Annotated in this window: 23 protein-coding genes and 1 pseudogene; 15 read left to right on the top strand and 9 right to left on the bottom strand. The window is 42.9% G+C overall.

The window, feature by feature from the left end:
- Positions 1-31: 31 nt before the first annotated feature.
- From ACINWC323_RS02805 to ACINWC323_RS02815, 3 genes are all read left to right on the top strand, one after another.
- Positions 32-1,096, top strand: a complete 1,065-nt coding sequence (locus ACINWC323_RS02805) for a DUF1176 domain-containing protein (protein WP_032881708.1) — start codon at positions 32-34, stop codon at positions 1,094-1,096.
- Between the two features lie 34 nt (positions 1,097-1,130).
- Positions 1,131-1,901, top strand: a complete 771-nt coding sequence (locus tag ACINWC323_RS02810) for a hypothetical protein (protein WP_009515037.1) — start codon at positions 1,131-1,133, stop codon at positions 1,899-1,901.
- A 153-nt stretch (positions 1,902-2,054) separates the two neighbouring features.
- Positions 2,055-2,570 (top strand): hypothetical protein, encoded by a 516-nt coding sequence (locus tag ACINWC323_RS02815; protein WP_009515011.1) that lies wholly within the window; start codon positions 2,055-2,057, stop codon positions 2,568-2,570.
- A gap of 51 nt (positions 2,571-2,621) precedes the next feature.
- Here ACINWC323_RS02815 and ACINWC323_RS02820 read toward each other — a convergent pair whose 3' ends face one another.
- The 4 genes from ACINWC323_RS02820 to gatC all read right to left on the bottom strand — a co-directional run bounded on the left by ACINWC323_RS02820 (position 2,622) and on the right by gatC (position 6,519).
- Positions 2,622-3,104: a hypothetical protein gene (locus ACINWC323_RS02820; protein WP_032881707.1), complete on the bottom strand. Its 483-nt coding sequence runs from the start codon at positions 3,102-3,104 to the stop codon at positions 2,622-2,624.
- A gap of 96 nt (positions 3,105-3,200) precedes the next feature.
- The gene (gene gatB / locus ACINWC323_RS02825) at positions 3,201-4,670 is read right to left on the bottom strand and encodes an Asp-tRNA(Asn)/Glu-tRNA(Gln) amidotransferase subunit GatB (protein WP_009515034.1); all 1,470 of its coding nucleotides are present in this window, start codon (positions 4,668-4,670) and stop codon (positions 3,201-3,203) included.
- Complete coding sequence (gene gatA, locus ACINWC323_RS02830) at positions 4,670-6,148, bottom strand: Asp-tRNA(Asn)/Glu-tRNA(Gln) amidotransferase subunit GatA (RefSeq protein WP_009515089.1); 1,479 nt, start codon at positions 6,146-6,148, stop codon at positions 4,670-4,672. The genes gatB and gatA overlap by 1 nt, the downstream gene beginning before the upstream one ends.
- A 53-nt stretch (positions 6,149-6,201) precedes the next feature.
- A complete protein-coding gene (gene gatC / locus ACINWC323_RS02835) occupies positions 6,202-6,519 on the bottom strand; it encodes an Asp-tRNA(Asn)/Glu-tRNA(Gln) amidotransferase subunit GatC (RefSeq protein ID WP_004652310.1) in 318 nt (105 codons plus the stop codon).
- Between the two features lie 133 nt (positions 6,520-6,652).
- Between gatC and ACINWC323_RS02840 the strand changes: the two genes are divergently transcribed.
- The 6 genes from ACINWC323_RS02840 (at position 6,653) to ACINWC323_RS20080 (ending at position 11,421) form a co-directional block, all read left to right on the top strand.
- Positions 6,653-7,693, top strand: coding sequence for a rod shape-determining protein (locus ACINWC323_RS02840; protein WP_005226999.1), 1,041 nt, complete (start codon positions 6,653-6,655; stop codon positions 7,691-7,693).
- 17 nt (positions 7,694-7,710) lie between these two features.
- Positions 7,711-8,568, top strand: a complete 858-nt coding sequence (mreC, locus tag ACINWC323_RS02845) for a rod shape-determining protein MreC (protein ID WP_009515031.1) — start codon at positions 7,711-7,713, stop codon at positions 8,566-8,568.
- Entirely contained in the window at positions 8,555-9,046 is a 492-nt protein-coding gene (mreD, locus tag ACINWC323_RS02850; protein ID WP_009515002.1) for a rod shape-determining protein MreD, read from the top strand. Before mreC ends, mreD begins: the two co-directional genes overlap by 14 nt.
- Entirely contained in the window at positions 9,034-9,594 is a 561-nt protein-coding gene (locus tag ACINWC323_RS02855; RefSeq protein ID WP_032881706.1) for a Maf-like protein, read from the top strand. Before mreD ends, ACINWC323_RS02855 begins: the two co-directional genes overlap by 13 nt.
- A gap of 63 nt (positions 9,595-9,657) precedes the next feature.
- On the top strand, positions 9,658-11,112 hold the full coding sequence (gene rng / locus ACINWC323_RS02860) for a ribonuclease G (RefSeq protein WP_005227003.1): 1,455 nt from the start codon (positions 9,658-9,660) through the stop codon (positions 11,110-11,112).
- A gap of 135 nt (positions 11,113-11,247) precedes the next feature.
- Entirely contained in the window at positions 11,248-11,421 is a 174-nt protein-coding gene (locus ACINWC323_RS20080) for a PA1571 family protein (RefSeq protein ID WP_104021909.1), read from the top strand.
- 36 nt (positions 11,422-11,457) lie between these two features.
- Here ACINWC323_RS20080 and ACINWC323_RS02865 read toward each other — a convergent pair whose 3' ends face one another.
- Together ACINWC323_RS02865 and ACINWC323_RS02870 are read right to left on the bottom strand one after the other, a co-directional pair.
- Positions 11,458-12,846 carry a WS/DGAT/MGAT family O-acyltransferase gene (locus tag ACINWC323_RS02865; protein WP_032881705.1) on the bottom strand — a complete coding sequence of 463 codons (1,389 nt, stop codon included), beginning with the start codon at positions 12,844-12,846 and terminating at the stop codon, positions 11,458-11,460.
- A 181-nt stretch (positions 12,847-13,027) separates the two neighbouring features.
- Positions 13,028-13,648 carry a phosphoadenosine phosphosulfate reductase domain-containing protein gene (locus ACINWC323_RS02870; RefSeq protein ID WP_005288711.1) on the bottom strand — a complete coding sequence of 207 codons (621 nt, stop codon included), beginning with the start codon at positions 13,646-13,648 and terminating at the stop codon, positions 13,028-13,030.
- 208 nt (positions 13,649-13,856) lie between these two features.
- Here ACINWC323_RS02870 and thrH point away from each other — a divergent pair, with 208 nt between their 5' ends.
- The gene (thrH, locus tag ACINWC323_RS02875) at positions 13,857-14,474 is read left to right on the top strand and encodes a bifunctional phosphoserine phosphatase/homoserine phosphotransferase ThrH (RefSeq protein WP_009515019.1); all 618 of its coding nucleotides are present in this window, start codon (positions 13,857-13,859) and stop codon (positions 14,472-14,474) included.
- Positions 14,475-14,554: 80 nt separating this feature from the next.
- Here thrH and ACINWC323_RS02880 read toward each other — a convergent pair whose 3' ends face one another.
- From ACINWC323_RS02880 to ACINWC323_RS02890, 3 genes are all read right to left on the bottom strand, one after another.
- Entirely contained in the window at positions 14,555-15,784 is a 1,230-nt protein-coding gene (locus ACINWC323_RS02880) for an OmpP1/FadL family transporter (RefSeq protein ID WP_009515000.1), read from the bottom strand.
- Between the two features lie 252 nt (positions 15,785-16,036).
- Complete coding sequence (locus tag ACINWC323_RS02885) at positions 16,037-17,368, bottom strand: outer membrane protein transport protein (protein WP_009515070.1); 1,332 nt, start codon at positions 17,366-17,368, stop codon at positions 16,037-16,039.
- A gap of 538 nt (positions 17,369-17,906) precedes the next feature.
- A complete protein-coding gene (locus ACINWC323_RS02890; RefSeq protein ID WP_009515075.1) occupies positions 17,907-19,367 on the bottom strand; it encodes a coniferyl aldehyde dehydrogenase in 1,461 nt (486 codons plus the stop codon).
- A 132-nt stretch (positions 19,368-19,499) separates the two neighbouring features.
- Here ACINWC323_RS02890 and ACINWC323_RS02895 point away from each other — a divergent pair, with 132 nt between their 5' ends.
- From ACINWC323_RS02895 to ACINWC323_RS02910, 5 genes and pseudogenes are all read left to right on the top strand, one after another.
- Positions 19,500-20,573, top strand: coding sequence for an AraC family transcriptional regulator (locus ACINWC323_RS02895; RefSeq protein ID WP_009514994.1), 1,074 nt, complete (start codon positions 19,500-19,502; stop codon positions 20,571-20,573).
- A 468-nt stretch (positions 20,574-21,041) separates the two neighbouring features.
- Complete coding sequence (locus ACINWC323_RS02900; RefSeq protein ID WP_005227013.1) at positions 21,042-22,379, top strand: CitMHS family transporter; 1,338 nt, start codon at positions 21,042-21,044, stop codon at positions 22,377-22,379.
- Between the two features lie 139 nt (positions 22,380-22,518).
- Positions 22,519-23,628, top strand: a complete 1,110-nt coding sequence (locus ACINWC323_RS02905; RefSeq protein ID WP_009515088.1) for a porin — start codon at positions 22,519-22,521, stop codon at positions 23,626-23,628.
- A gap of 202 nt (positions 23,629-23,830) precedes the next feature.
- Positions 23,831-23,971, top strand: a pseudogene (locus ACINWC323_RS20570) (phosphatase PAP2 family protein); the annotation flags it as partial.
- A gap of 54 nt (positions 23,972-24,025) precedes the next feature.
- Positions 24,026-25,135: IS256-like element ISAba26 family transposase (locus ACINWC323_RS02910; protein ID WP_009506471.1), on the top strand; the 1,110-nt coding region annotated here is incomplete at its 3' end.

The following is a 25,135-nucleotide window of genomic DNA, read 5'->3' as shown; positions in this document are numbered from 1 at the left end:
AATAAATAAATTGCATTGAGACATAATCCCTATGAACAAGATCCTTACAGTCTGTTGTTTTATTATGTTGAGTTCGAGTGCTTTTGCCCAAGACATTAAGGGCATTTCTTTCTCGCATCAGGATTGGGAAATCTACTGTAGCAATACGGGTACTTGTCGGGCTGCGGGTTATCAAAATGAAGCGGAGCGTAATGAGCCTGCTTCATTATTATTGACCCGTCAGGCGGGACCACGGCAAGCTGTACAGGTGGAATTCGCACTGGCACGTTATGAAGAGGAGTCTTTTCCGGCCGCCAAGCTTAAAAATATTCATTTTTATATCAATGGTAAAGATTTGGGCGTAGTCTCGTTTGAGGGGACTGAATTTCCACTGATGGGGAAACTCTCGGCAAATCAAGTGAATGCTTTATTGCAGCAATCCCGGCAACAGACCGAGATCTTGTTTAAAAATGCGCAGCTGCAATGGAATATTTCAGATGCAGGCATGACTGCAGTCTTGCTGAAAATGGATGATTTCCAGAAGCGTATTGGTACGGTAGGCGCTTTGATTAAAAAGGGCCAAGCGGATGAGTCGAAGGTATTGGCAGCTCAACCCAGATTTTCGGTCAAACAGATCAAAACCTCCAGTAAACCTTATCTAACCTTGCAGCCAAATAACAAACGCTATGCAGCGTTATATCGTAATTTGATGGCAGCTCAGCCGATGCCAAAACGGGAGGGATTTTGTGAAGGGATGTATGAGGATGGTGAAACAAAGCCTCAAACGATAGAGCTATATAAACTGACCAATAAAAAAGTATTGGCGATGACCTTATGCTGGCGTGGTGCCTATAACGAAGGTTATGGCGCATGGGTGCTGGATGATTCACTTGCAAACAAGGCAAACTTTGTGACTGAACAGGCTTCCGAGTTTTATAACGGTATTATCAGTAGCTCACAAAAAGGTCGTGGTATTGGTGATTGCTGGGCCAGTGATGAATGGGTGTGGGATGGACAGAAGTTTGTACATACTCAAGATCGCTGGACAGGGATGTGTAAAGGACTAGCCGCAGGTGGGGTGTGGGATCTTGATCAGATCGAAGCCATCGTTAAATAATGTATTGGACATAAAAATAGCCTAAGGAAATATCATGCTAAAGGATAAAAGTGTTTGGCCTGCAATGATTCTGCTGGGTACATCCACCTGTTTTAGTACAACTATTCTTGCTGCCCCTTTACAGATTCTGGAATTTAAAAAGGGACAACTGAGTTCAACTGAACAGACGCAACTTTGTGAACAGGTCAAAAACCTATGTCAGAACAAACCACAATTGCTAAGTTTGAAAACACCTGATCAAGGTCTATGGTTATTATCTGAGGGCAATATTGCTCGGTTTGGTATTTCAACAACAGGTTTTAAACTATTGAAACAGTGGCATATTCCATTGGCATCGGCGGAAGAAATAGCACGATCAGGACAGTATATTTTTCCAAAGCTATTTCCCATGGATCAGAGCCGTTATGCCGTTGCCGTGATTGATACTTTTTCTGAAATGTATTCAGGTGGTGGGGCGGGGATTGAACGGGCCAGCTTTTATGAGTTAAAGGATTCTGGTCAGACGCATCGCTTTATTGAAAATTATCCTTTTCATTTTTATCGCATGATTCGGGCCTGTTTCTCGGAACAGGATTATGTACGTTCCAAGGGTAACTGTCATGATGAAGATGGTTTGAGTCTGGATATTCGTCCGATCAAGCCGATGCTTTGGCAATTCCGTTATCGCTACAGTCTGGATGTATCACCTGTCTCAGATTCGGGTGAGAAATCATTTAAGGGCAGTCGTAACCTGAATATTGATTTAAATAAAGTATCGAAGCAGCCAAATATACCTGCATCCTGGGATTATGCCGGTATGGAATAAATGCGCATGCAGGAATATAGGTTTGTTATAGAAGATCATTTTACACTTTGCCAAAGCTTTAAAGGCGTGGGCTTACGCAATTTACAGCGTCATAACAGATGATTTGCACCGTCCATGGTACAAAGGGAAAGATTGCAATCTGGAACTGTGCTTATGTCTCGCGTTTATTCTTCTACCCGCCGTAAATTTTCTCATCTGATTCGTTCGGTCTTGATGGCTGCGGCTGTGTTGGGTACAACCCAAATGGCAACGGCAGGGCCAACAGTCGATCAATTGAGTGATTGTTTGGTGAAAGCGACCACCGCAGCGGATAAAACCACAGTGTTGCAATGGACGTTTAGTGCTTTAGCTGCGCATCCTGATTTAAAGGCATTCAGCAATGTCACGCCTGAGCAGAAAACCCAGCTGGATCAGAAACTGGCGCAGGTGTTACAGCGTGTGATTGTAGAGCAGTGTTCGACGCAGACCAAAGCCGTGATTAAAGCTGAAGGAATTCAAGCAGTCGGTCAGGCTTTTCAGCAGTTAGGTCAGAGTGCAGGGCAGGATATTGTCAAAGACCCTGCGGTCAGACAGCAGTTGCAAGGTACCTTGCGTTATATTGATTTAAATAAATTGGTTACGACTTTTTTAACGCCTGATATCTGGAATAAGTTGGGTGTGATACGTTAATAAGTTATAAAATCCCTCGTTCATGAGGGATTTATTTTATTGCATTTTCATTTATCGTAATGAACATGGTTTGCCTTCATATTCATAACGGTGAACCTTATATTCTTGACCATCCCAACGGAATACAGCAAAGCAAAAACCAGAACCTGCATTAATAAGATCTGGCCAACCATCTTTACCTCTTGTGTCTAAGAAAGTTGGAATGCCTCGATTTTCGACGATCATTTTCCATATCCCTTTTTTCTGCTGGGAGATGATGTGGTAACCAACCATTTCTCGACCATAACATGTTGAGTCAGCATCTGAAATAATGGCATCTTTTAGTCCATCACCATTTAAGTCTTTATATGTAGTAATTTCACCTATATCGCAGTTGCCTTCCCAACCATGTTTTTGTTTTTTAAACCCTGCCGCTTTAAAAATGGCCTCAGCATCGGCTTTAGGAACTTGGGGTGTTTGTGCAAAATTAGAACTGCTGATTAAAAGTAAACAGGTACTCAACAGTAATTTATTTCTCATAAGTTGAAGGATCATGTCTGTTTTAGTTTAAAAATTTACTATGTAAATATTTTATCCTATAAAACCAAAAAACCCGCTCTAAAGCGGGTTTTCTTTTAAAATTAAATTAGCTTAACCAATCAATTTTTTCATTAATTCATTCACTTGAGCAGGGTTGGCTTTACCTTTTGCAGCTTTCATGACTTGACCAACCAGACCGTTAAAGGCTTTTTCCTTACCAGACTTGTATTCTTCAACCATTTTTTCATTGGCTGCAAGCACGTCTTTGATAATCGCTTCAATCGCACCGGTATCGGTTTCTTGCTTCAAGCCTTTTTCAGCAATAATGTCATCCGCAGATTTTCCTTCTGCTTCCCACATAAAGCCAAACACTTGCTTCGCGATTTTGCCGTTAATGGTATTGTCGACAATACGTGCGATCATGCCACCCAATTGCTCAGCAGAAACAGGAGAGTCCGCCAATTCCAGGCCGGCTTTGTTTAAAGCGCCTGAGAATTCACCCATTACCCAGTTTGCAGAAACTTTACCTTGCTTCGCACCGCCCGCAGCAGCCACAACCGCTTCGTAGAAGTCCGCCATTTCGCGTGATAGCGTCAATACATGCGCATCGTACTCAGTCACCCCGAAGTCAGCAATAAAGCGTGCACGGCACGCTTTAGGCAGTTCTGGAAGAGCAGCACGTGCCGCTTCGATCTGCTCGTCAGCAATGATCACTGGCAACAAGTCTGGATCTGGGAAGTAGCGATAGTCGTTCGCTTCTTCTTTCGAACGCATTGAACGGGTTTCCATCTTGTTCGGATCGAACAAGCGGGTTTCCTGATCAATCTCGCCGCCGTATTCCAGAATTTCCATCTGGCGTTCAATTTCAACATTGATCGCTTGTTCAATGAAACGGAATGAGTTGAGGTTTTTCAACTCGCAACGGGTACCGAACGATTGGCCCGGACGACGAAGTGATACGTTACAGTCGGCACGGAATGAACCTTCTGCCATGTTACCGTCAGAAATACCTAACCAACGCACGAGCGTGTGAATTGACTTGATATAGGCAACCGCTTCTTCAACCGAACGCATATCAGGCTCAGATACGATTTCAAGCAATGGTGTGCCCGCACGGTTTAAGTCGATACCCGACATACCTTCGAACTGGTCATGAATCGATTTACCCGCATCTTCTTCAAGATGGGCACGAGTCACGCCAATACGCTTCACAGTGCCATCTTCAAGCTGGATGTCGATATGACCCAAGCCCACAATCGGATTGTCCATCTGGCTGATCTGGTAGCCTTTTGGCGAATCTGGGTAGAAGTAGTTCTTACGCGCAAATACAGAGGCCTGGTCGATATAGGCATCAATCCCCAAACCAAAGCGAATTGCAAGATCAACCACTTCCGCATTCAATACTGGTAATACGCCCGGCATGGCCAAATCAACAAGGCTGGCTTGTGTATTTGGGTCTTGACCAAATTCAGTCGATGAACCAGAAAAGATTTTAGATTTGGTTGCAAGCTGAGTATGGATCTCAATCCCGATAACGACTTCCCAACCGTCAATTAACTTTAACTTTTGAGCTTCAGCCATTATGCATTCTCCTCAGCAATTGCCGCACGTTTGGTATGCCAGTCTGTGTTTTGTTGATATTGATGCACAATCGACAGCAATTGTGATTCTGACCAGTAGTTACCAATCAACTGTAAGCCCACAGGCAAGCTGTCTTTATCAAAACCAACCGGTGCGTTGATGGCTGGTAGACCCGCCAAGTTCACCGCAAGGGTATAGATATCGCCTAGATACATTTCAGTCGGGCTGAGATTCGCACCGATTTTGTAAGCTGTAGTTGGTGCAGATGGTGCAGCAATCACATCAACATTTTCAAATGCTTTGAGGAAGTCTTGCTGGATCAAACGACGAACTTTTTGTGCTTTGACATAGTAGGCATCGTAGTAACCCGCAGAAAGCGCGTAAGTACCAATTAAGATACGACGTTGTACTTCTGCACCAAAACCTTCTGAACGTGAACGTTTGTACAAGTCCATCAAGTCCACAGGATTTTCACAACGGTAACCATAACGAACACCGTCAAAACGTGACAGGTTCGAAGATGCTTCCGCAGGCGCGATCAGGTAGTAAGTTGGTACATAGGCTTCAGTCATGTTGAGATCAATCTCAACCAAGATTGCACCCATGTCTTCAAGCTTTTTCAATGACTCTTCAACGCGTGCTTTTACATCTGCGTCTAAACCTGCAACATTGAAGTATTGCTTTGGAATACCAATGCGTAAACCTTTTACAGATGTGCCGTTCAAATTAGCAACGTAATCATCCACTTCTTTGTTGATTGACGTTGAGTCTTTGGCATCATGACCAGCAATCACATTCATCAAATAAGCACAGTCTTCCGCAGAACGTGCCATTGGACCGCCTTGATCCAGTGATGATGCATAAGCAATCATACCGAAGCGAGATACACGACCATAAGTCGGTTTTAAGCCGGTTAAGCCACAGAATGAAGCAGGTTGACGAATTGAGCCACCTGTATCGGTGCCTGTCGCAATCGGTGCAAGATCAGCTGCCACAGCCGCTGCTGAGCCACCAGATGAACCACCCGGTACATGATCCAGTGCCCAAGGGTTAGACGTTGCACCGATGTAAGAATTTTCAGAGGTTGAACCCATGGCAAATTCGTCCATGTTCACCTTACCTAAAGTCACGAGACCCGCAGCTTTGGCTTTTGCAACCACGGTTGCGTCATAAGGTGAAATGAAGTTATCCAGCATTTTTGAACCGGCCGTGGTTTTAATGCCTTGGGTACAGAAAATATCTTTATGGGCAAGGGGAATACCCGCTAGCGCATGTGCATTGCCTGACTTCAGTGCTGCATCAGCCGCATCCGCTTCGGCCAATGCCTGTTCTGCGGTGACGGTCACATAACTTTTTACTTTCGGGTCAATTTGGGCAATACGCTTTAAATAATGTTCAGTCAATTCACGTGATGAAAATTGGGCTTGTTTCAGGCCTTCAGAGAGTTCACGGATTGATAAGCGATGTAAATCTGTCATATGAAAAATTTCTTTACATTCTAAATATAAAATATTGACTAATCGAATAAAACTTATTCAATTACGCGAGGTACGAGGTACAAACCTGCTTCAGTAGCAGGGGCGACCGCTTGATATTCATCACGATGGTTGCTTTCAGTCACAACGTCAGCGCGTAAAGGTTGCGGGTTATCAAATGGGCTCTTTAAAGGCTCAACATCATCGGTATTAATGCCTTTCAAGCTTTCCATCATGCCAAGGATTTTATTTAAACTTTGAGCATATTCAGCAGATTGCGTGTCATTGAGAGATAAACGTGCAAGGTGTGCGATTTGTGAGACCGTTTGCGCGTTTAAGTCTGTTGTCTGCTGAGCATCTGATGATGTAGACATAACTTTACCTAATTCAGTATTAAAAAATTTCAAAATATCGTGCGTTATAATAAGCGATTGACTTGTTCAAATCATCACATTTAGTTAAAGTTGCCACCTTGTATTCACACAAAGTTTAATTGAGAACGCCCCCGTGATTCTAAAACGACTAATTGGCTTGTTTTCGCCGGATTTAGCCATTGATTTAGGTACTGCAAATACACTTATTTATGCACCAGGCCGTGGCATTATATTAAATGAACCAACTGTTGTGGCAATTCGTCACAGTGGTTCACAAAAAATTGTTGCCGCTGTAGGTCTTGATGCTAAACAAATGTTAGGCCGTACACCAGCGAATATTTCAGCGATTCGTCCGATGAAAGACGGTGTCATTGCTGACTTTGAAGTAACTGAGACCATGTTGAATCAGTTTATTGGCAAAGTGCATGAAAAGCGTTTATTCCCACCAGCACCACGTGTGGTGGTCTGTGTGCCATGTAAATCGACTCTGGTTGAGCGTCGTGCCATTCGTGAGGCTGTATTCAATGCAGGCGCACGTGATGTCCGCTTGATTGAAGAACCAATGGCGGCTGCAATTGGCGCAGGTATGCCGGTTGAGCAAGCCTGTGGTTCGATGGTGGTTGATGTCGGTGGTGGTACCACTGAAATCGCCATCATTTCATTGCAAGGTTGTGTATACGCAGATTCATTACGTATCGGTGGTGATGTATTTGATGAACAGATCATCAACTACGTTCGTAAAGCGCACGGTTGTGTGATCGGGGAAACCACAGCTGAAGTGATCAAGAAAGAAGTGGGTATGGCTGTTACAGACGGCAAAACCCTTGAAATCGAAGTTCGCGGCCGTAATCTGGCAGAGGGTGTTCCTCGCGCGATTACCGTGACTTCTGATGAAATCACCCAAGCCATTGCTGATCCATTACAAAGTATTGTCAGTGCGGTGAAATCTGCACTTGAACAAACGCCTCCTGAATTGTCTTCGGATATTGCAGAACGCGGTATCGTGTTGACTGGTGGTGGTGCATTGCTACGTAACCTGGATAAATTACTTGCGCAAGAAACAGGTCTGCCTGTGATTGTTGCAGATGATCCTTTAACTTGCGTTACTCGTGGTGGCGGTAAAGTTTTAGAGTTCTTTGACAATCCAAACCATGACATGCTTTTCGTTGGTTAAATCATAAGGACGAGGCGGTGCAACCGAATCTTTTTTCAAGACAACCGCCATCTTTTCGCTCATTTGTCATTGCGGTCATTACATGTCTGGTGGTGCTTTTCTTTGATTGGCGCATGCCCTATGTCATCCAACCCGCAAGGGATGTCTTGTATGCCGCGTATAATCCGATTTATGCGCTGGCAAGCTATCCTGTACTGTCGCGAGAATGGCTTAACCAACAAACCAAATCTGAAGCCCAATTGCGCCGTGAAAATACGGCCATGCAGGCTGAACTCCTTCAGGCACAAGTCCGTCTACAAAAGCTTTCAGAACTCTCTGCGGAAAATAACCGTTTAAGAGGGCTATTGGATACCCCATTGATTATCGATGGTCGTATGCAGATTGCCGAAGTGATCGGCACCGATGCTGACCCATTGCGGCATATTATTATCATTAACCGTGGTTCGGTAGATCATTTAAGAACAGGTCAAACTGTACTGGATGATAAGGGGATTATGGGGCAGATTATTAATGTCTATCCACATAGTTCACGCATTATGCTGCTCTCTGACAAGGAACACTCATTGTCGGTACGTTTAGAGCGTACAGGAATGCGTGCCATTGTCACGGGTACGGGTGATCTGGGACAACTTAAAATGGAATATGTGCCGACCAGTGCCAATATTCAGGTTGGGGACAAGGTCTATAGCTCTGGACTCGGTGAACATTTTCCGGCAGGTTACTTAGTGGGTACGGTATCGAAAGTCAGTCGACATACCTCGGGTGAATTTGCTGAAATCGACGTGGCACCTGCTGCCCAGCTGGCTAGTGGTCATCATGTGGTCGTCTTATTCTCGGAATCTTTAGCGCAGGAGCAACCGTATGCCGATCGCTAAACTGAACTATGAGAAACGCAAAGATCCACTGTTGATGATTATCCTGTCGATTGTGATAGGTTCCGTATTGATGATCTATCCGATCCCTTATGAGGCATCCGGATGGCGTCCATCGATGATGTTGATGATCATGCTGTTCTGGATTCTTTACCAGCCGGTCTGGTGCGGGGTCTGGTTTGCCTTCGGGATAGGGCTTTTTGTTGACCTGTTGCTCGATGCACCGTTTGGCTTAAATGCACTGAGTTTTGTACTGATTGCCTTTACGACACGCTATTTGATTCGTGAACGCCGCATTCTGACCTTCGGAAATTCCTGGGTGATTGCGGTACTGGCAATTGTTGCGCATATTACCTTTCTGTGGATTAGCCAGACCATTGCCGGAACACATTTCTCGATTGCACGTCACTGGCAACCTGTGGTGACAGGTGTGTTAGCATGGCCACTGGTTTATTATTGTTTGCATAAATGGCGCATATAATTCTCGCATCCAGCTCGCCGCGTCGGCAGGAGCTATTGACACAACTGGGTCTGGACTTTGAAATTTACAGTCCGGATATCGACGAGGCTGTGCAGGAGGGGGAAGCGGTTGAACACTATGTTGAACGTTTGGCCCGAGCCAAGGCGCAAGTGGTATTAGAGCAGTTTCCTGATGCCATTGTGATTGCGGCGGATACCAGTGTAAGTTTTGCGGGCAAGATTATTGGAAAACCGGAATCAAAACAGCATGCCTTTGAAATCTGGGCCATACTGTCTGGACAATGGCATGAGGTTTACTCTGGCCTCTGTGTGGCAACGTCTGCACAGGTGCTGAGTACTGCGGTATGCACTCAGGTCGAGTTGCAGCCACTGAGTCTGGCAGAGATGGAAAAATACTGGGCGACTGGCGAGCCAGTAGGGAAAGCGGGCGCCTATGCGATACAGGGAATTGCTGCACAATATATTCCTCAAATTCGGGGCAGCTACAGTAATGTAGTCGGTTTGCCTCTTTATGAGACAGCACAGTTATTAGAAAGGGTTAAAGCCTAAGTATTGGAATACTGGGGATAACACTTTCGGATATAAGAATTTTTATAAAGTTTTGAGTTTGTTATGGCAGAAGAGTTGCTGATTAACGTCACCCCGATGGAATGTCGTGTGGCATTGATTGAAAATGGTACGGTCAATGAACTATTTGTTGAGCGTACGGTTAAACGTGGGTTAGTGGGTAATATCTACAAAGGTAAAGTGGTGCGTGTCCTGCCGGGGATGCAAGCGGCCTTTGTTGATATTGGTTTGTCTCGAACCGCTTTTTTGCATATTAACGATATGGTGTGGTCGCGTTCGCAACCCACCCCCAATGTCTTCGAGTTATTACATCCTGGGCAAATGCTGACGGTTCAGGTCATGAAAGACATGCTGGGAACCAAAGGCGCGCGCCTGAGCACCGATCTTTCCATTCCTTCGCGCTATCTGGTGTTGATGCCGTATGGCAATCACATTGGTGTATCTCAGCGAATCGAATCTGAAGATGAACGTGACCGCTTACGTGGCATTATCGAAGGTATTCAGGCCGAGCATCATTTGCCGGGCAGTGTGATTGTGCGTACTGCCGCTGAAGGCGTCGATGAAGCTGCGATTGCACAGGACATGTGCTATCTCAGCAAGTTATGGGAATTTATCCAGCGCAAGCAAAAAGAAGCGGCAACGGCTGAACTGATTTTTGAAGAGTTACCTTTACCGCAACGCATCGTACGTGATCTGGCCAGTGATGAAACGGCAAAGATCTATGTCGATTCACGCGAGATTCACGGCAAACTCAGCGAGTTTGTGGATGAGTTTGTGCCGACCATTCAAAACCGTCTGATTCATTATCCAGGTGAGAAACCGTTATTCGATTTATATAACGTCGAAGAAGATATTCAAAAAGCCTTGCAAACCCGTGTCGCGCTCAAGTCGGGCGGTTATCTGATGATAGACCAGACCGAGGCCATGACTACCATTGATGTCAATACCGGTTCTTATGTCGGTGGGCGTAGCTTGGAAGACACGGTATTTAAAACCAATATGGAAGCCACGCAGGTGATTGCAAGACAGCTACGGCTGCGTAATCTGGGCGGTATTATCATCATTGATTTTATTGACATGCAGGAAGCTGAGCATCGGGAAGAGGTGATGCGCCAGTTCGAACGTATGCTCGAGCGCGACCACGCCAAAACCAAAATTACTCAGGTTTCCGAGCTAGGTCTGGTGGAGATGACGCGTAAACGGACCCGTGAATCTTTGGAACATTTACTTTGTGAATCATGCCCAACATGTCAGGGGCGAGGATATGTAAAAACAGCAGAGACAGTATGTTACGAGATATTTCGAGAGATTCTGCGTTATGCCCGTGCATTTGATTCCAAGGGTGGCTTTACTGTCGTTGCGCATCCAGCAGTGATTGATCGGCTCTTAACAGCAGAAGCCCCAGCTGTCGCGGATTTAGAACATTTTATTAATCGTGTGATTAAATTCCAGGTGGAAAATCTGTATACGCAAGAGCAATACGATATCATTTTAACCTAAAGTTGTAACAAGATTTCGCTTAAGCCTTGTTACAACTGAAATTTTACTTTCTATCATGAATTTTAAATACTAGAACCATAGAATGAGCCATAGGTACTTTTGGGTCCCTTAGCAAATAATATGAGGTATATAATGATGAATGTAACTGAAAGATTAGTGAGTCACGGTTTTAAACACGTTTTAGACAGCACCCCTGTAAACACTTGCTACATGGTCGACAGTCAAGGTAAAGAAGTTCAGATTACCACAGCGATGATTCGCTCAGCCTGCCATCAGCTCTTACAGCGTTGCCGTACAATTAAAAAGTAAGGGGCTAACGAAAGCCCCTTAATTTATTCTGTTATTCTAATTTTCGACTTTTTGCGCTTGCGGCAAATCTTGAATCGCCTGTTCAAAACGTTGAATCTCTTCTTCTAAATGTGTCAGTAAATTCTGCATTTTCGGCAAAGCATTACGACATGCAATCAAGCCGACTTCCAGTTTATCCAGATAACTGGTCATGGTGATATTCAGTGCCTGGCCATCCATCACAATCGATGCCGGGTAGAGTGCATCTAGCTTGGCACCATTCCAGTACAAAGGCTCACGTGGGCCGGGAACATTGGAAATCACCAGATTAAAGGCCTGACGCTTCGGCAACATACCTGAAGCAATGTTTAAACCAGCCGGACCATAGACGACTGCGCTATAGTTTAAAATTTCATTGGCGGTCATACGACTAAAGCGTTGTTTCGAGTTCTGTACGCTACGGCGAATGATGTCGAGACGTTCAATCGGGTCTTCAATATGAGTGGCCAGATTGGCCAGAATCATGGTAATACGATTGCTGACATCCGAATCGTCGGTCCGTAAAGACGCAGGCACCATCGCAATCAGCGGCTTTTTCGGCAAGCTATTGTGACTGAGCAGATATTCACGTAATGCGCCCGAGCAGACGGCCAAAATCACATCATTCAGAGTTACGCCCAATGACTTGGCAATTCGGCGGAAACGTTCCAGTTCAAATGATTGTGCTGCAAAACGACGTGAAGAACTGACACGTTGATTCAGGATCGAAGGCGGTGCCTGAAAGGTCGAGACATAGTCCGGATTTTTGCCCATCTCTTTAAAGATGGTTTGCGAAAGTTCCTGCATGACTTTTGGCGCAACTTCAAGCTGGGATTTAATTCCTTCCATCACGCCTTTAATTTTACTCACCGTCGGTGGTTTAGGTGCTTTCAAGCGCTTGCTACGTTTACCTTCTACACACCATAACGGTACCACATGCTTTTCATTTGGATCATGAGAGAGTGATTTTTCAATCAGACGCATGCCTGCCACGCCGTCGACCATGGCATGGTGAATCTTGAAATACATGGCAAAACGGTTGCCTTCAATACCTTCAATAATATCGCAGGTCCACAGCGGCTTAGCGCGGTCAATTAGCGAACTATGCTGCTGAGAGATATACACCAGCAGTTCACGGATACGTCCTGGATTTGGCAGGGCAATGTGACGGAAATGATGATCCAGATCGAACTCGCTATCCTCACCCCAGAATAAGCCATTCAGCTGATTGTTGAATGGAGGCACAGGAATACTCTTGGACTGACGAATTTCCTCAACTAAATCATGTACAAAGGTCGATGATGCATTTTCAGGAAGCTCGAATAGAAACAATCCCCCTACATGCATAGGCTGTTGCCGTTTCTCTAATGAGAGAAAAATAAAATCAATGGGGTGTAGTGGGCGCATAGCAGATCTAGCCTCTCATCGCATTTTTTATAAGATACTCTATGAGTTCTTATTCGTCTTATTGAACCGTTCTGCGCAGTATATACTGTTTGTTCTGGTTAAAATATGACTTTGTACAGACGAGTCAGGAAAAATAAAACCACTGACGAATCAGTGGTTTTATTTTAATACGGAGCGAAAATCAGTGATTTAGGTGCAAACCGCATTCGCGATGTTCTTCACCTTTGGTCGGATCAAAGTAATCTTCATTGTCCGGTAAATTATGTTTTTGCATATATTCCCATAGGTCTTTTGATGTCCATTTTAATAATGGAGCAACCTTGATCAGACCATCCGGATTAATACTGACCGGGTCCATTTCTGCACGAACTGCGGTATCGGTGGCACGTAAAGCGGTAAACCAGACTTTAGGCGCAGTTTCGCGTATGGCACGTTCAAAAGGCTCTAACTTTACTTCAGCGGTAAAGGCTTCGTGTTTTGGATCATCGAGTGCCGGCACAGGGCCTTCCAGTGCTTCACGATGTGCGCGTGAACGTTTTGGCAGGTAAGTAAGAAGGTTTAAGTTCAGTAACTTGCTAATTTCATCTACATATTTATAGGTGGTTTCGGTATTGTAACCATTATCCATCCAAACCACCTGAATATCAGGTTTGACACGCGTCAACATGTGCAGAATGACAGCTTCGAATGGACGGAAATTCGTTGTCACAATGGCTTTTTCATTTAAGCTTAATGCCCATTCAATTAGTTTTTCAGCATCATTGCCAAATTCTGTATTGATTTGATCCAAATTTAAAGTCATAACGCGTTGCCTTTTATGCTCATCGGTTTTTATCGTCTACACGACATACTGCCTTCTATAGTAATCCAATTATGTCGGGTCGGATATGTCCGTGAAGTAAATTCTTATTCAAAAAATCTATGGTTAGGGCATGCAAAAAGAGCAATTGTTGAGCACATCTCCATGCTAAACTAGCGCAATTTTTAACACATAGGATAGTTGAATAAGCATGGAAATCGTATGCCTAGATCTTGAAGGGGTGTTAGTTCCGGAAATCTGGATTAACTTTGCAAAAAAAACAGGGATTAAAGAACTTGAGGCAACGACACGTGATATTCCTGATTACGATGTGTTGATGACTCAGCGTTTGAATATCTTAAAACAGCATGGTTTGGGCTTAAATGATATTCAGGCCGTGATTGCAGAGATGGGGCCTTTTGAGGGTGCGAAAGAGTTTGTGGAATGGGCGCGTACGCATTTCCAGCTGATTATTTTATCTGATACCTTCTATGAGTTTGCTCATCCATTGATGAAACAGTTGGGATGGCCAACCATTTTCTGTCATAAGCTTGAAACTGATGACAACGGTATGATTACGGCGTATAAATTACGCCAGCCTGATCAGAAGCGTCAGGCGGTAAAAGCCTTGCATGGCTTGAACTTCCGTGTGATTGCGGCAGGTGATTCTTATAACGATACCACCATGCTGGGTGAAGCGGATCATGGTTTCCTGTTTGATGCGCCAGACAATGTGATTGCCGAGTTTCCGCAGTTCCCACCATTGCATGGCTATGAAGCATTAAAACAGGCGATTCGTTCAGTATCACAACGTGATATTCCTGAATAATGAATCCATTTGATTGCTGATTTTTTAAAATTCCAAAATAATAAAAGGCGTTTAAAGCGCCTTTTATTATGGGGTACTCATTAGAACTTATAGCCAATTTTTAAGCCATATGCGATTGCATCATTATTCTCAAATTCAGCCACATAACCGGGTGTATTAAATTGAGAACCTGATTGCGCTTTGGCATCACCGAGCCAGAAGTATTTCACTCCACCCGCAATAAAGGTAGAAGGTGTAGGGCTATATTGAACACCTACGCCAACATTCCAGTAGCCTTCTGTTGGGCCTAATGTGGTGACAGGGTTGCCAGCGCCAGAATCCCAACCCACAGATAGATTACCTGCCCATTGGTCATTGATTTTGCGGCCAACGCCTGCGGTAATCGAGTATTGATCTTCGGTATAAGCCACCAGATCGAAACCGTCTTTTTTGCCTGTATTCTTTACAATATCCGATAGAACTGAACCTTTACCAAATTTATATGGGCGGATTGCAAAGTCTTTCCAGTTCACCCAACGTAAGTTTGCAAATGCAATCGTGTTCTCCATGATTCCGGTTTGAAAATCAAGATTGATGGATTGAGGTGTGGTGATTTCTGTCTGGCCTTCAGAATTATTAATCTGAGTAAAACCTGCATTGATGTCTGGGTATTTTGTCATACCTGCAGCACCATGTTTTTCATAAGCATTCATTTCATGCTTGATCTTGGCGCGATAAGTTAAAGAAGCCTTGAGTGCAATTTCAGGCATTTGATAAGCAACGCCCGCTAACCAGCCCACTGCTTCATCACGACCTGTTTTAAAATCATAACCGTTATAGGCACTATAGCTTTGACCGCGTAATAACACGGTGCTGTCAAGGGTTTGATAAACCGCACCTGCATACAGGTTCCAGTTCTGGTTCGGCTGGTAACCAAATAACAGGTTTAAGTTTTCAGTATCCACAGTAACGGATGTGCCACCTTTAAACGGGACAGGGCGGCTTTCGATAAAGTTACTATGACCTGTATATTCTGCATCGGCGCCATAAGGCTGATCATAGATCAAACCAATTGAAAATTTATCTGTGGCTTGAATTTTTAAGGCAGCATTAGGCGAGTAATAATGGTTTGCCATATTACCTGTATTGTTTTGGGAGATATCTTTACCTGATACATTCGGATCAAGAATGGTAATACCCGCTTCAAAATAATTGTTGGGTTGCAGGAATGCTGCAATGGATTGGCCCGAGCGATCCAGTGCTGCGGCAAATGTTGTCGTTGTTGGAACCAAGCTAAGTAGAAGAGCCGTTTGAATAGCATTCAGCTTCATTAATATGTTCTCTCAAATCACTTTGTAACAGAATGGCGCGAAAAGTATCATAATTTTTATGGGCTTAAATATTTTACAAATGTCAATAAATGAACTGCTAAGGTCACCAAAAATACTTGAGCATTCACATTTTTTATTGGCGAATTCTGTGCGCTAAATAAGCAATGATATTTAACTATTATTTTGATTTTATTTATTAAAAGGGAATAAAAAAGGCCATCCTGAGATGACCTTTTGCTTTAAATGACTGGATTAGAATTTATAACCAATTTTTAAACCGTAAGCGATCGCATTGTTATCTTCAAACTTAGCGACATAGTCATTACCGCCTGCTTGTGCACCAGTTTGTGCTTTCGCATCGCCTAACCAGAAGTATTTCACGCCACCCGCGATAAATGTTGCAGGAGTCGGGCTATATTGTAAGCCTAAACCAACGTTCCAGTAACCTTCAGTTGGACCAAGTGTGGTTACAGGATTACCTGCACCAGAATCCCAACCTACAGAAACGTTACCAGCCCATTGTTCGCTAAGTTTACGACCCACACCAGCGTTTACAGACCATTGGTCATCGGCATATTCAACTAGAGAGAAACCATTTGGACGATTTACTAATGGTCCCACTGCTTCAGCTGCTTTTCCAAATTTATAAGGAGTGATTGAGAAGTCTTTCCAGTTCACCCAGCGAACATTTGCAAAGGCAACAGTATTTGCCATGATACCTGTTTGGAAATCAAGGTTAACAGATTGTGGAGTCGTAATTTTAGTTTGACCCTCAGCTGAATTTGCTGCAGCAAAGCCACCGATTGCTTGTGAAATAGCTGGAAGTAAGGCTGGTGGAACAAGTCCGCCTAATGCTGGAGCTGCATTAGCTAACGGTGTAGCTAAACTTAAATTTTCACTTGCATTAAATTTATGATCAACTTCAGAGCGATAAGTAATAGAAGCTTTTAATGCAATCTCAGGAATTTGATAAGCTGCGCCTGCTAACCAACCTACAGCACCATCTTCTTTAATAGTGGCATCATAACCATTAAACACGCTATAAGCTGAACCGCGTAAATGTACATTTCCTTTAATCGTTTGGTATACACCACCACCATAAATATTAAAATTTTGAGTTGGTTGGAAACCGAAAATCATAGAAATGTTCTGTGAATCTACCTCAACAGAGGTATTACCAGTGGTTGCTCCACCAATCGATGAGGTGGTAACAGGTAGTGAGCTTAAAACACGATCATTTGGTGATGCAACAAAAACATTATCCCCAGTATATTTTGCATCTGCCCCAAAAGGTTGGTCATAAAGAAGACCAAAAGAGAATTTGTCAGTCAATTGAAGTTTTAATGCGGCACTAGGGAAGTAATAATCGTCACCCATATCATTAATTTTACGCGTAGTTGCCGTGGTGCCAGCTTCTTGACCTTTTACTGTTGGATCTAGAACTGAAATCCCCGCTTCAAAATAATTACCTGGCTGTAAAAAAGCAGAAATAGATTGACCTGAACGGTCTAACGCAGCTGCAAAAACTCCAGTTGCAGGTAGCGTTGCTAAGATCATGGCAGTGCTAAGATGTTTTAATTTCATTTTTAATCTTTCCTTGAACTTCAAGATTCTTAAGTGTTAAGAAGCTATGATCTGACAACAAAAAGTTATCTATCGTGATTGGCTATAACTTCATGTAACAAAAATACCATAATTAAAATAAGAGTAAATGTTCTAAATGAACTCGACAGTATGAGAAGATCGTAGAAAGTGGACAAAAATAAATCTTAAAAAATTTATATACATATGTGTTTTTATTGGTAATATGATGATAAATATAAAATATTATTTTCAAATAATAATCATTTATTTTTGCAGTTTTGAAAAAAAAGTTTTTTATTTGGTCAAAGATTTTTTGTAAAAAATGAGATTTATTTCTTCATGATTTAAGTTTTTGGTGTTTTTTAAGCCAATTTTCAGAATTCAAATAATTTTATTGCAAAAGCTGTGTTGTACGTGGACTGCCACACTTCAATTTATCTAGGGCTAAACAGCAGAGATGCATAAGCCACATAAGACTAAAATAAGAAAAGCATCTCATGACAAGATGCTTTTTTTAAACTTACTGTTGATACAGAGGTTATTTGATATTCGGATCGCCCTGTTTCAAGAAGAAACGTAATGCCAGCTTTTGTACCCAAGTCCCATAAGGTGGATAGAACAGTTGGGTCGGGAAGAAACGATGACGGGCAAATACGGTTTTGGCATGTGAAAGTTCGCGGAAGCCTTCTTCACCGTGATAAGTCCCCATGCCTGAGTTGCCAATGCCACCAAAAGGTGCATCATGATTGACCACATGCCAGCCCCAGTCATTGATGGTGACCCCACCTGAGTGAGTCTGCTTGAGAATATAATCTCGTTCACCGGCATCATGGCTAAAACAATATAAGGCCAGCGGTCTTTCGCCTGAACGAATATATTGAATGGCCTCATCTAAAGTATCGTAGGCAACAACAGGTAACACAGGACCAAACAATTCTTCTTTTAAAATCCGCATATCTGCTGTGCAATTCAATACGATATGTACCGGCATACGGCGTGCATCTTTGTCACGATCATATTCACTGCAGGCAATCACCTGTGCACCTTTGGCTTGTGCATCATCCAGTATCTCTAATAAACGTTTGAGATGACGGTCATTTACAATCGAGGTGTAGTTAGAGTTCGTGCTGATATTTGCACCATACATGCTGGTAAAGCTGGATTGGCATTCAGCAACGAAGTCATTCACCTTTTCTTTTGGCACTAATGCATAGTCAGGGGCAACACAGATCTGACCACAATTGGTCGCTTTACCATGTAATACCCGCTTTGCTGCATCGGCTAAAGGATAGTTACGGCTAATCAGAGCCGGGGATTTACCCCCCAGTTCCAGTGTTACCGGGGTCAGGTTGTCTGCCGCTGCACGCATGACCACACGGCCAATCGCAGGTGAACCTGTAAATACGATATGGTTAAAAGGCAAAGAGGTGAATTGGGCTGGATCTAAAATTTCTTCACCAAACACCGCCACTTCATTTTCACTAAACACTTCGGCCAGCATACGTTTAACCACGGCATTGGTGGCGGGTGTCACTTCAGGCAGTTTAATCATGACCCGATTGCCCGCAGCAATTGCCGCAATCAGGGGACCTAAAGCCAGATAAACCGGGAAGTTCCATGGCACAATCACGCCAACCACACCTTTGGGCTGATATTGCACACGAAGATGATTGGATAAAAACAGCAATTCAGTATGGCGTTTGCTTGGGCGCATCCAGCGTTTTAAGTGGCGAATTGCATGTTCTGCCTCAAGTACTGAACCGAGCAAGTCGAGTAATTTTGACTCATCAACTGAGCGTGAACTAAAGTCACTATTGATTGCAGTGGCAATTACATCTTGATAACGGATGATTTGTTTTTTTATTTGGACGAGCTTGCTGCGACGATCATCCAGCTCCGGATAAGGCTTGGCATCAAAAGCACGACGTTGTTGCTTAAAAACCGAATACATATGTTCAGTTGCCGAATCAGCCAAAGCGTGGGAAGTTGAAAGTGTCATTTGTTGCTCCTTTCATGCTTATTAGTAGAATAGACTTTATGATTGATGTGCTTTGTGGTCGATGTTAAATTGAGACAACAAAAAGTAATTTCGTGCCATTATGCATCATCACTCAAGGAAAGAGGTGAGAAAATGCGTAAATCAGCTGCTGGACACAATGTGATTGAAGGGCGCTATGATGATCCAGATACCGGCTCGGGAATTCCCTTACTTGGCTTAAGCAGTTTGCTTAATGAAATGCAGCAGCAAGGATATCCGATACCCGTTGTGCTGGAAGGAACGGGGATTGCAGTTGAAGCCTTGACCAGCGCCACGTCCAATGTCTCTCAATATCAGAAGTTAAAACTTTTTCAGAATATCCAGCGCCTGTCTAAAGACCCTCTGATCGGAATATGTGCCGGACAAAAGCAACGGTTATCTGATTTTGGGGTATATGGCTATGCCTTATATGCATCGCGCAATCTGCAACAGGCCGCTGAGTTAGGGATGCGCCATATCAAGCTTGCAGGCCCCGTTCTCAAAAAAACCTTTTATATTCAAAATAACACGGCCATTTTCGAAGGTCATGAAATTATCGCGTTGGGTAAGCTATTACCGTTGGTGTGCGAGTTCTGGTTTAGCTCCATTCAAACCCTGATTGAATGTGTATTGGAAGCCCCGTTTCAAGCGCAAAAACTGTTGCTGCCTTATCCTGCGCCGGCCTATGCCGAAGAATATCAAAAAGCCTTCCGTTGTCCGGTGGAGTTTGATGCTGATGTGATGCAGTGGCATTTTGCACTTGAGTGGCTAGATCAACCCTGTCCCAATGCCAATCCGATTACAGCGGACATGTGCCAATCCTTTTGTGCACGAATGCTGGGTACAGCGGACGAGCAACAAGAGCCGGAATTGGTACGTACCATTCGCCTGTTACTATTGGATTCGGTCGGGGGCTTTCCGACCGCGCAAGCAATCGCGGATCAACTGCATTTATCCAAAAGGACCTTATACCGTCGTCTGGCAGATCTCGAGATCAGTTATCAGGAGATTTTAGATAGCACCAGAAGACGCCTGGCAGATGAATATTTAGCCACCAGTTTAAGTGTGGATGAAATTGCGGAACGATTGGGATTTTCAGATACCTCGAATTTCAGGAAAGCTTACCGGAACTGGGTGGGTATTTCACCAAATGAATATAGAGCGCATAAAAACAAGATAATTGAATAAGAAAAATAGGTTTTATTCTCAAAATATGAATTTACTCTTTTATGTTCTGATATAAATTAGAAAGTATATTGTTATAATTTTCCAGCCCTTTTAAATAAGCAGATAGCCGCTTGTATTTTAGCCAAGTGTGTTGCCGGATAATTAAATGATATTTATTTTAATTATCATTCAATGAAATGTGTTAAATTTTAATCAAAAATTGCACCATAATGTGTCATTATTTTAATCAATATAGGTCATTTAAAAAGCTTATTTTGATTGTTCGTTATATAATAATATTTTAAAAATCATAAATTTGATAATAATGAACCCGCTTTAATTTTTAAAACATTTTTCATGTGAATGGGTGGGGTGTGCATATAATAAAATTAAATGAATTGCTTAAAGTTAAATCGCATAGAATCGGTCCTTAATTCGGGTAAGGTGTTTACCCATAAAAAAAACTTATCAGGCTAAGGATTGCTTTAAATGCTGACTTTTTTAGGTATCAGCATGATCATGTGTTTCATGTATTTGATCATGTCAAAACGTCTCAGTGCATTGGTTGCATTAATCTTAATTCCTTTTATCTTCGCTATTATTGCCTGGGGCTTAGGTTTCTATTTTGAAAGCCTGAGCCATATTCAGCTGGCTGAGCTTGGAAATACCATGCTGGATGGTATTAAGAAGCTTGCTCCAACAGGCGTAATGCTACTTTTCGCTATTTTATATTTTGCTTTAATGATCGACTCGGGCCTATTCGACCCGTCCGTCAGATGGATTTTGAAGAAAGTCAAAGGTGATCCACTAAAAATCACTTTAGGAACGGTCTTTTTAACCCTGCTGGTATCCTTGGATGGTGACGGTTCAACCACCTATATGATCTGTGTGGCAGCCATGATGCCATTATATAAACGGGTGGGAATGAATCCGCTGATCATGACCTGCTTAATGTTGCTGTGCAGTGGTGTGATGAACCTTACGCCGTGGGGCGGGCCAACCGCACGTGCAGCCAGTGCGCTTCAGGTCGATGCCAGTGATGTTTTTATCCCGATGATTCCGTCTATGGTGATTGCAGCAGCCTGGTTATTCTTCCTGGCCTATCTCTATGGCAAATATGAGCGTAAACGTCTCGGCGTGATTGAACTGGTGGATATTAGCCATGCGGACAATATCTCCATTTCCAAAGATCCGGAAGCACAACGTCCGCACTTACGCTGGTTTAACGGTATTCTTACCCTGGTACTCATGGCGTCTTTGGTAAAAGGGATTTTACCGATGTCGATCCTGTTTATGCTGGGCTTCTGTATTGCATTGGTGGTGAACTACCCATGCGTCAATATGCAGAAAAAACGGATTGCGATGCATGCGGATAGCGTGTTGGCCGTGGTCGGTGTGATTTTTGCTGCAGGTGTATTTACCGGTATTTTATCGGGCACGGGTATGGTTGAAGCGATGTCGAAAGGCTTCGTTGCTGTGATTCCGCCAAGCTTAGGACCTTATCTGGCACCGATCACAGGTGTTTTGAGTATGCCTCTAACCTTCTTCATGTCGAATGATGCTTTCTATTTTGGTGTGTTACCGATTTTGGCTGAAGCAGCATCACATTATGGAATTAGCCCGGTTGAAGTAGCACGTGCCTCGATTATTGGACAGCCGATTCATTTATTATCTCCACTGGTACCTTCGACCTATTTATTATGTGGTTTAGCCTCTGTTGAATTGGCCGATCATCAAAAATTTACCTTGAAATGGGCATTTATTACCTGTTGCGTACTCATGGGTAGTGCTTTGATATTTGGTGTTTTTCCATTTTATAATCTGTAATTCTGATTATTCATGTGCTTTTATCTCGAAAATATAAAAGCACATCATTTGATTTGAATCCCTGTTTATTTATTTTTTGCTTGGAATAGAGCGAAACAGATTTGTTTAATTTTTTTTTGAGATGGTTAGGAAGATAACAATGAAGATGAGAATTTTATTCGTCACAATGATGAGTATTGCAGCAAGTTCTGCATTTGCAGCGCCAAAATTATATGGTGAAATTGATGCCAGTCTGGATTATTTACCCGAAATGAATGCCCATTCCTCCAACCGCGATGTATGGAAAGTGAACAGTAATAGTTCATTTGTCGGGATTAAAGGTGAAGAAAAATTAACCGAGCATTTAAGTGCTGTTTATTTAGCTGAATGGGCATTTTATGCCGATGGTGATAAAACCGACTGGTCGCAACGTAATCGTTTTATCGGTTTGAAAGATGACCGTTTAGGTACACTTAAAGTAGGTAAACATAATACCCCATTAAAAGATTTATCAAGCCCAGTTGATAGTTTTAATAACTATATCAGTAATAAGGCCGATATCACGGGAATTATGACCGGGGAGAACCGGGTCAATAATGTCGTGGTGTATGACTCTCCTGAGATTGCACTATATGAAGGTAATCTGGAAGCGAGTGTATTGCTGGCAACAGGCGAGAGCAAAGGGATTGAAGATGATGGGCATGGTGGGGTTAATGTAGCGGGACGTGGTTTGGGCGATGCCTGGTCTGCTTCGTTGAGCTATAACCATCCGATGTTCTTGGTTGGTGTTGGTTATGACAAGGCAATTCCAAGTGATTTCTTGGGACATGGCCTGTTAAATAGCAAAGACACCGAAACTAAAGTTGATGAAGTATTTGCCGCAGCCGATACGGTACGTGTGATTGGGCGTTTGACGCCAATCGAAGGACTGGCATTAAAAACCCTATATCAAACCTCTAAAGTGAATTTAAAAAAGGGATATGATAAGGCAGCTGTTGATATTGATGATTCACAAGGCTGGTTAATCGGTGTTGAGTACAAGTTGCCTAATCAGTCAAAATGGGCAGTCAAGGCGCAATATAGCCAGAACTCAACCAGTTTTAAAAATGGCGCAGCTGATTTCGATGTCAAGCAACTGCTTGTCGGAACAGATTATGCCTTCAATAAACAAGTGAAAGTCTATGGTTATGGCGGCTATTCAACTTTTGAGCAGGCCAATGCTAAAGATAAGCAACCTGTAGTCGGTAGTGGTTTAGAATTTAAATTCTAACAAAATCAAAATTTAAGCTGAATAAATAGAGGTGAATGACTCTATTTATTCAGTGAACTGGATGATCATTTCCAATCAAGACGTGGTTGAGTCGTGTTTGCAAATTTGTGCAGAATAAAAAATAAAAATTCATAATTTTTACATTTTAGTCCTGTATGGTGGGGCTATAAATCTGTCATGGATAGTATGGATAGCAACGGAAATGATTTTTAAAGATTCAAATATTGCTTTGTTTAACAGTATCAATACTTTTGCTAAGGATTATGCTGTTTTAGACAAGATCGCAATTTTTCTAGCGGAAGATCTGAATACGGTTTTTATCGGGACTGTTCTAAATTTTGTGTAAGTACTTAATTTTCATTTATCCTTCAGAGGATAATTACAAAAGGTACTTCACATGGATGAAGCAACAATCAAAAGTATGGCTGCCGAATTGGCTAAAGGTCTAAAAACACCAGAAGACTTAAACCAAATGACAGCAGTCTTTAAAAAATTCATGATTGAAACTGCACTCAATACTGAACTTTCAGACCATCTCGGTTATGAAAAGCATCAGCCCAAGAAAGGCTCAAATAGCCGTAATGGGTTTAGTTCTAAAACCATTACAACTCAAGATGGACAACTGGCTTTAGATATTCCCCGTGATCGAGAAGGTTCATTTGAGCCACAAATTATCAAAAAGCACCAAACACGCATCACCAGTATGGATGACCAAATCCTCTCACTGTATGCAAAAGGAATGACTAATAGGGAAATTGTAGCCTTCTTCAAAGAAATGTACGATGCCGATGTGTCAGCATCTCTCATCAGCAAAGTTACCGATGCTGTGATTGAGCAAGTGACTGAGTGGCAAAATAGAGCCTTAGATAGCCTTTATCCTGTTGTCTATCTTGACTGTATTGTTGTCAAAGTCCGTCAGCACTCCAATGTGATTAACAAGTCCGTATACCTTGCTTTAGGCATCAATATGGATGGGCAAAAAGAATTACTGGGTATGTGGATTGCTCAGACAGAAGGTGCCAAATTCTGGCTGTCAGTCATGACAGAGCTAAAAAATCGAGGAGTACAGGACATTCTTGTTGCCTGTGTAGATGGATTAAAAGGCTTTCCTGACGCGATAGCCTCTGTTTACCCTCATACTGATATTCAACTGTGTATTGTGCATGTTGTACGCAATAGCCTGAGATTTGTAAGCTGGAAAGACTACAAGGCTGTTACGTCGGGTCTGAAAGCGATTTATCAGGCAAGTACAGAGGAAAATGCTTTAAAGTCCCTAGACATCTTCTGTGATCAATGGAATCACCAGTATCCCAAAATTGGAGAATCCTGGCGGGCCAATTGGGAAAATATCCGAACGATCTTTAGCTATCCAGCCGAAATACGTCATGCTATTTATACAACAAATGCGATTGAGTCGTTGAATAGCGTAATACGCCATTCAACGAAGAAAAGGAAAATCTTTTCATCTGATGACTCAGTAAAGAAGGTCATTTACTTAGCAACATCA

Origin of the sequence: Acinetobacter sp. WC-323 (assembly GCF_000314615.1) — a bacterium.
Lineage (GTDB): Bacteria > Pseudomonadota > Gammaproteobacteria > Pseudomonadales > Moraxellaceae > Acinetobacter > Acinetobacter courvalinii.
This window is presented reverse-complemented; position numbering and strand designations above follow the sequence as displayed.

What these genes read in the sequence shown, in the direction of transcription:
- ACINWC323_RS02805 (WP_032881708.1), top strand. Translation starts at nt 32, where the DNA reads ATGAACAAGATCCTTACAGTCTGTTGTTTTATTATGTTGAGTTCGAGT.
- ACINWC323_RS02810 (WP_009515037.1), top strand. Translation starts at nt 1,131, where the DNA reads ATGCTAAAGGATAAAAGTGTTTGGCCTGCAATGATTCTGCTGGGTACA.
- ACINWC323_RS02815 (WP_009515011.1), top strand. Translation starts at nt 2,055, where the DNA reads ATGTCTCGCGTTTATTCTTCTACCCGCCGTAAATTTTCTCATCTGATT.
- ACINWC323_RS02820 (WP_032881707.1), bottom strand. Translation starts at nt 3,104, where the DNA reads ATGATCCTTCAACTTATGAGAAATAAATTACTGTTGAGTACCTGTTTA.
- gatB (WP_009515034.1), bottom strand. Translation starts at nt 4,670, where the DNA reads ATGGCTGAAGCTCAAAAGTTAAAGTTAATTGACGGTTGGGAAGTCGTT.
- gatA (WP_009515089.1), bottom strand. Translation starts at nt 6,148, where the DNA reads ATGACAGATTTACATCGCTTATCAATCCGTGAACTCTCTGAAGGCCTG.
- gatC (WP_004652310.1), bottom strand. Translation starts at nt 6,519, where the DNA reads ATGTCTACATCATCAGATGCTCAGCAGACAACAGACTTAAACGCGCAA.
- mreD (WP_009515002.1), top strand. Translation starts at nt 8,555, where the DNA reads ATGCCGATCGCTAAACTGAACTATGAGAAACGCAAAGATCCACTGTTG.
- ACINWC323_RS02855 (WP_032881706.1), top strand. Translation starts at nt 9,034, where the DNA reads ATGGCGCATATAATTCTCGCATCCAGCTCGCCGCGTCGGCAGGAGCTA.
- rng (WP_005227003.1), top strand. Translation starts at nt 9,658, where the DNA reads ATGGCAGAAGAGTTGCTGATTAACGTCACCCCGATGGAATGTCGTGTG.
- ACINWC323_RS20080 (WP_104021909.1), top strand. Translation starts at nt 11,248, where the DNA reads ATGAATGTAACTGAAAGATTAGTGAGTCACGGTTTTAAACACGTTTTA.
- ACINWC323_RS02865 (WP_032881705.1), bottom strand. Translation starts at nt 12,846, where the DNA reads ATGCGCCCACTACACCCCATTGATTTTATTTTTCTCTCATTAGAGAAA.
- ACINWC323_RS02870 (WP_005288711.1), bottom strand. Translation starts at nt 13,648, where the DNA reads ATGACTTTAAATTTGGATCAAATCAATACAGAATTTGGCAATGATGCT.
- thrH (WP_009515019.1), top strand. Translation starts at nt 13,857, where the DNA reads ATGGAAATCGTATGCCTAGATCTTGAAGGGGTGTTAGTTCCGGAAATC.
- ACINWC323_RS02880 (WP_009515000.1), bottom strand. Translation starts at nt 15,784, where the DNA reads ATGAAGCTGAATGCTATTCAAACGGCTCTTCTACTTAGCTTGGTTCCA.
- ACINWC323_RS02885 (WP_009515070.1), bottom strand. Translation starts at nt 17,368, where the DNA reads ATGAAATTAAAACATCTTAGCACTGCCATGATCTTAGCAACGCTACCT.
- ACINWC323_RS02890 (WP_009515075.1), bottom strand. Translation starts at nt 19,367, where the DNA reads ATGACACTTTCAACTTCCCACGCTTTGGCTGATTCGGCAACTGAACAT.
- ACINWC323_RS02895 (WP_009514994.1), top strand. Translation starts at nt 19,500, where the DNA reads ATGCGTAAATCAGCTGCTGGACACAATGTGATTGAAGGGCGCTATGAT.
- ACINWC323_RS02900 (WP_005227013.1), top strand. Translation starts at nt 21,042, where the DNA reads ATGCTGACTTTTTTAGGTATCAGCATGATCATGTGTTTCATGTATTTG.
- ACINWC323_RS02905 (WP_009515088.1), top strand. Translation starts at nt 22,519, where the DNA reads ATGAAGATGAGAATTTTATTCGTCACAATGATGAGTATTGCAGCAAGT.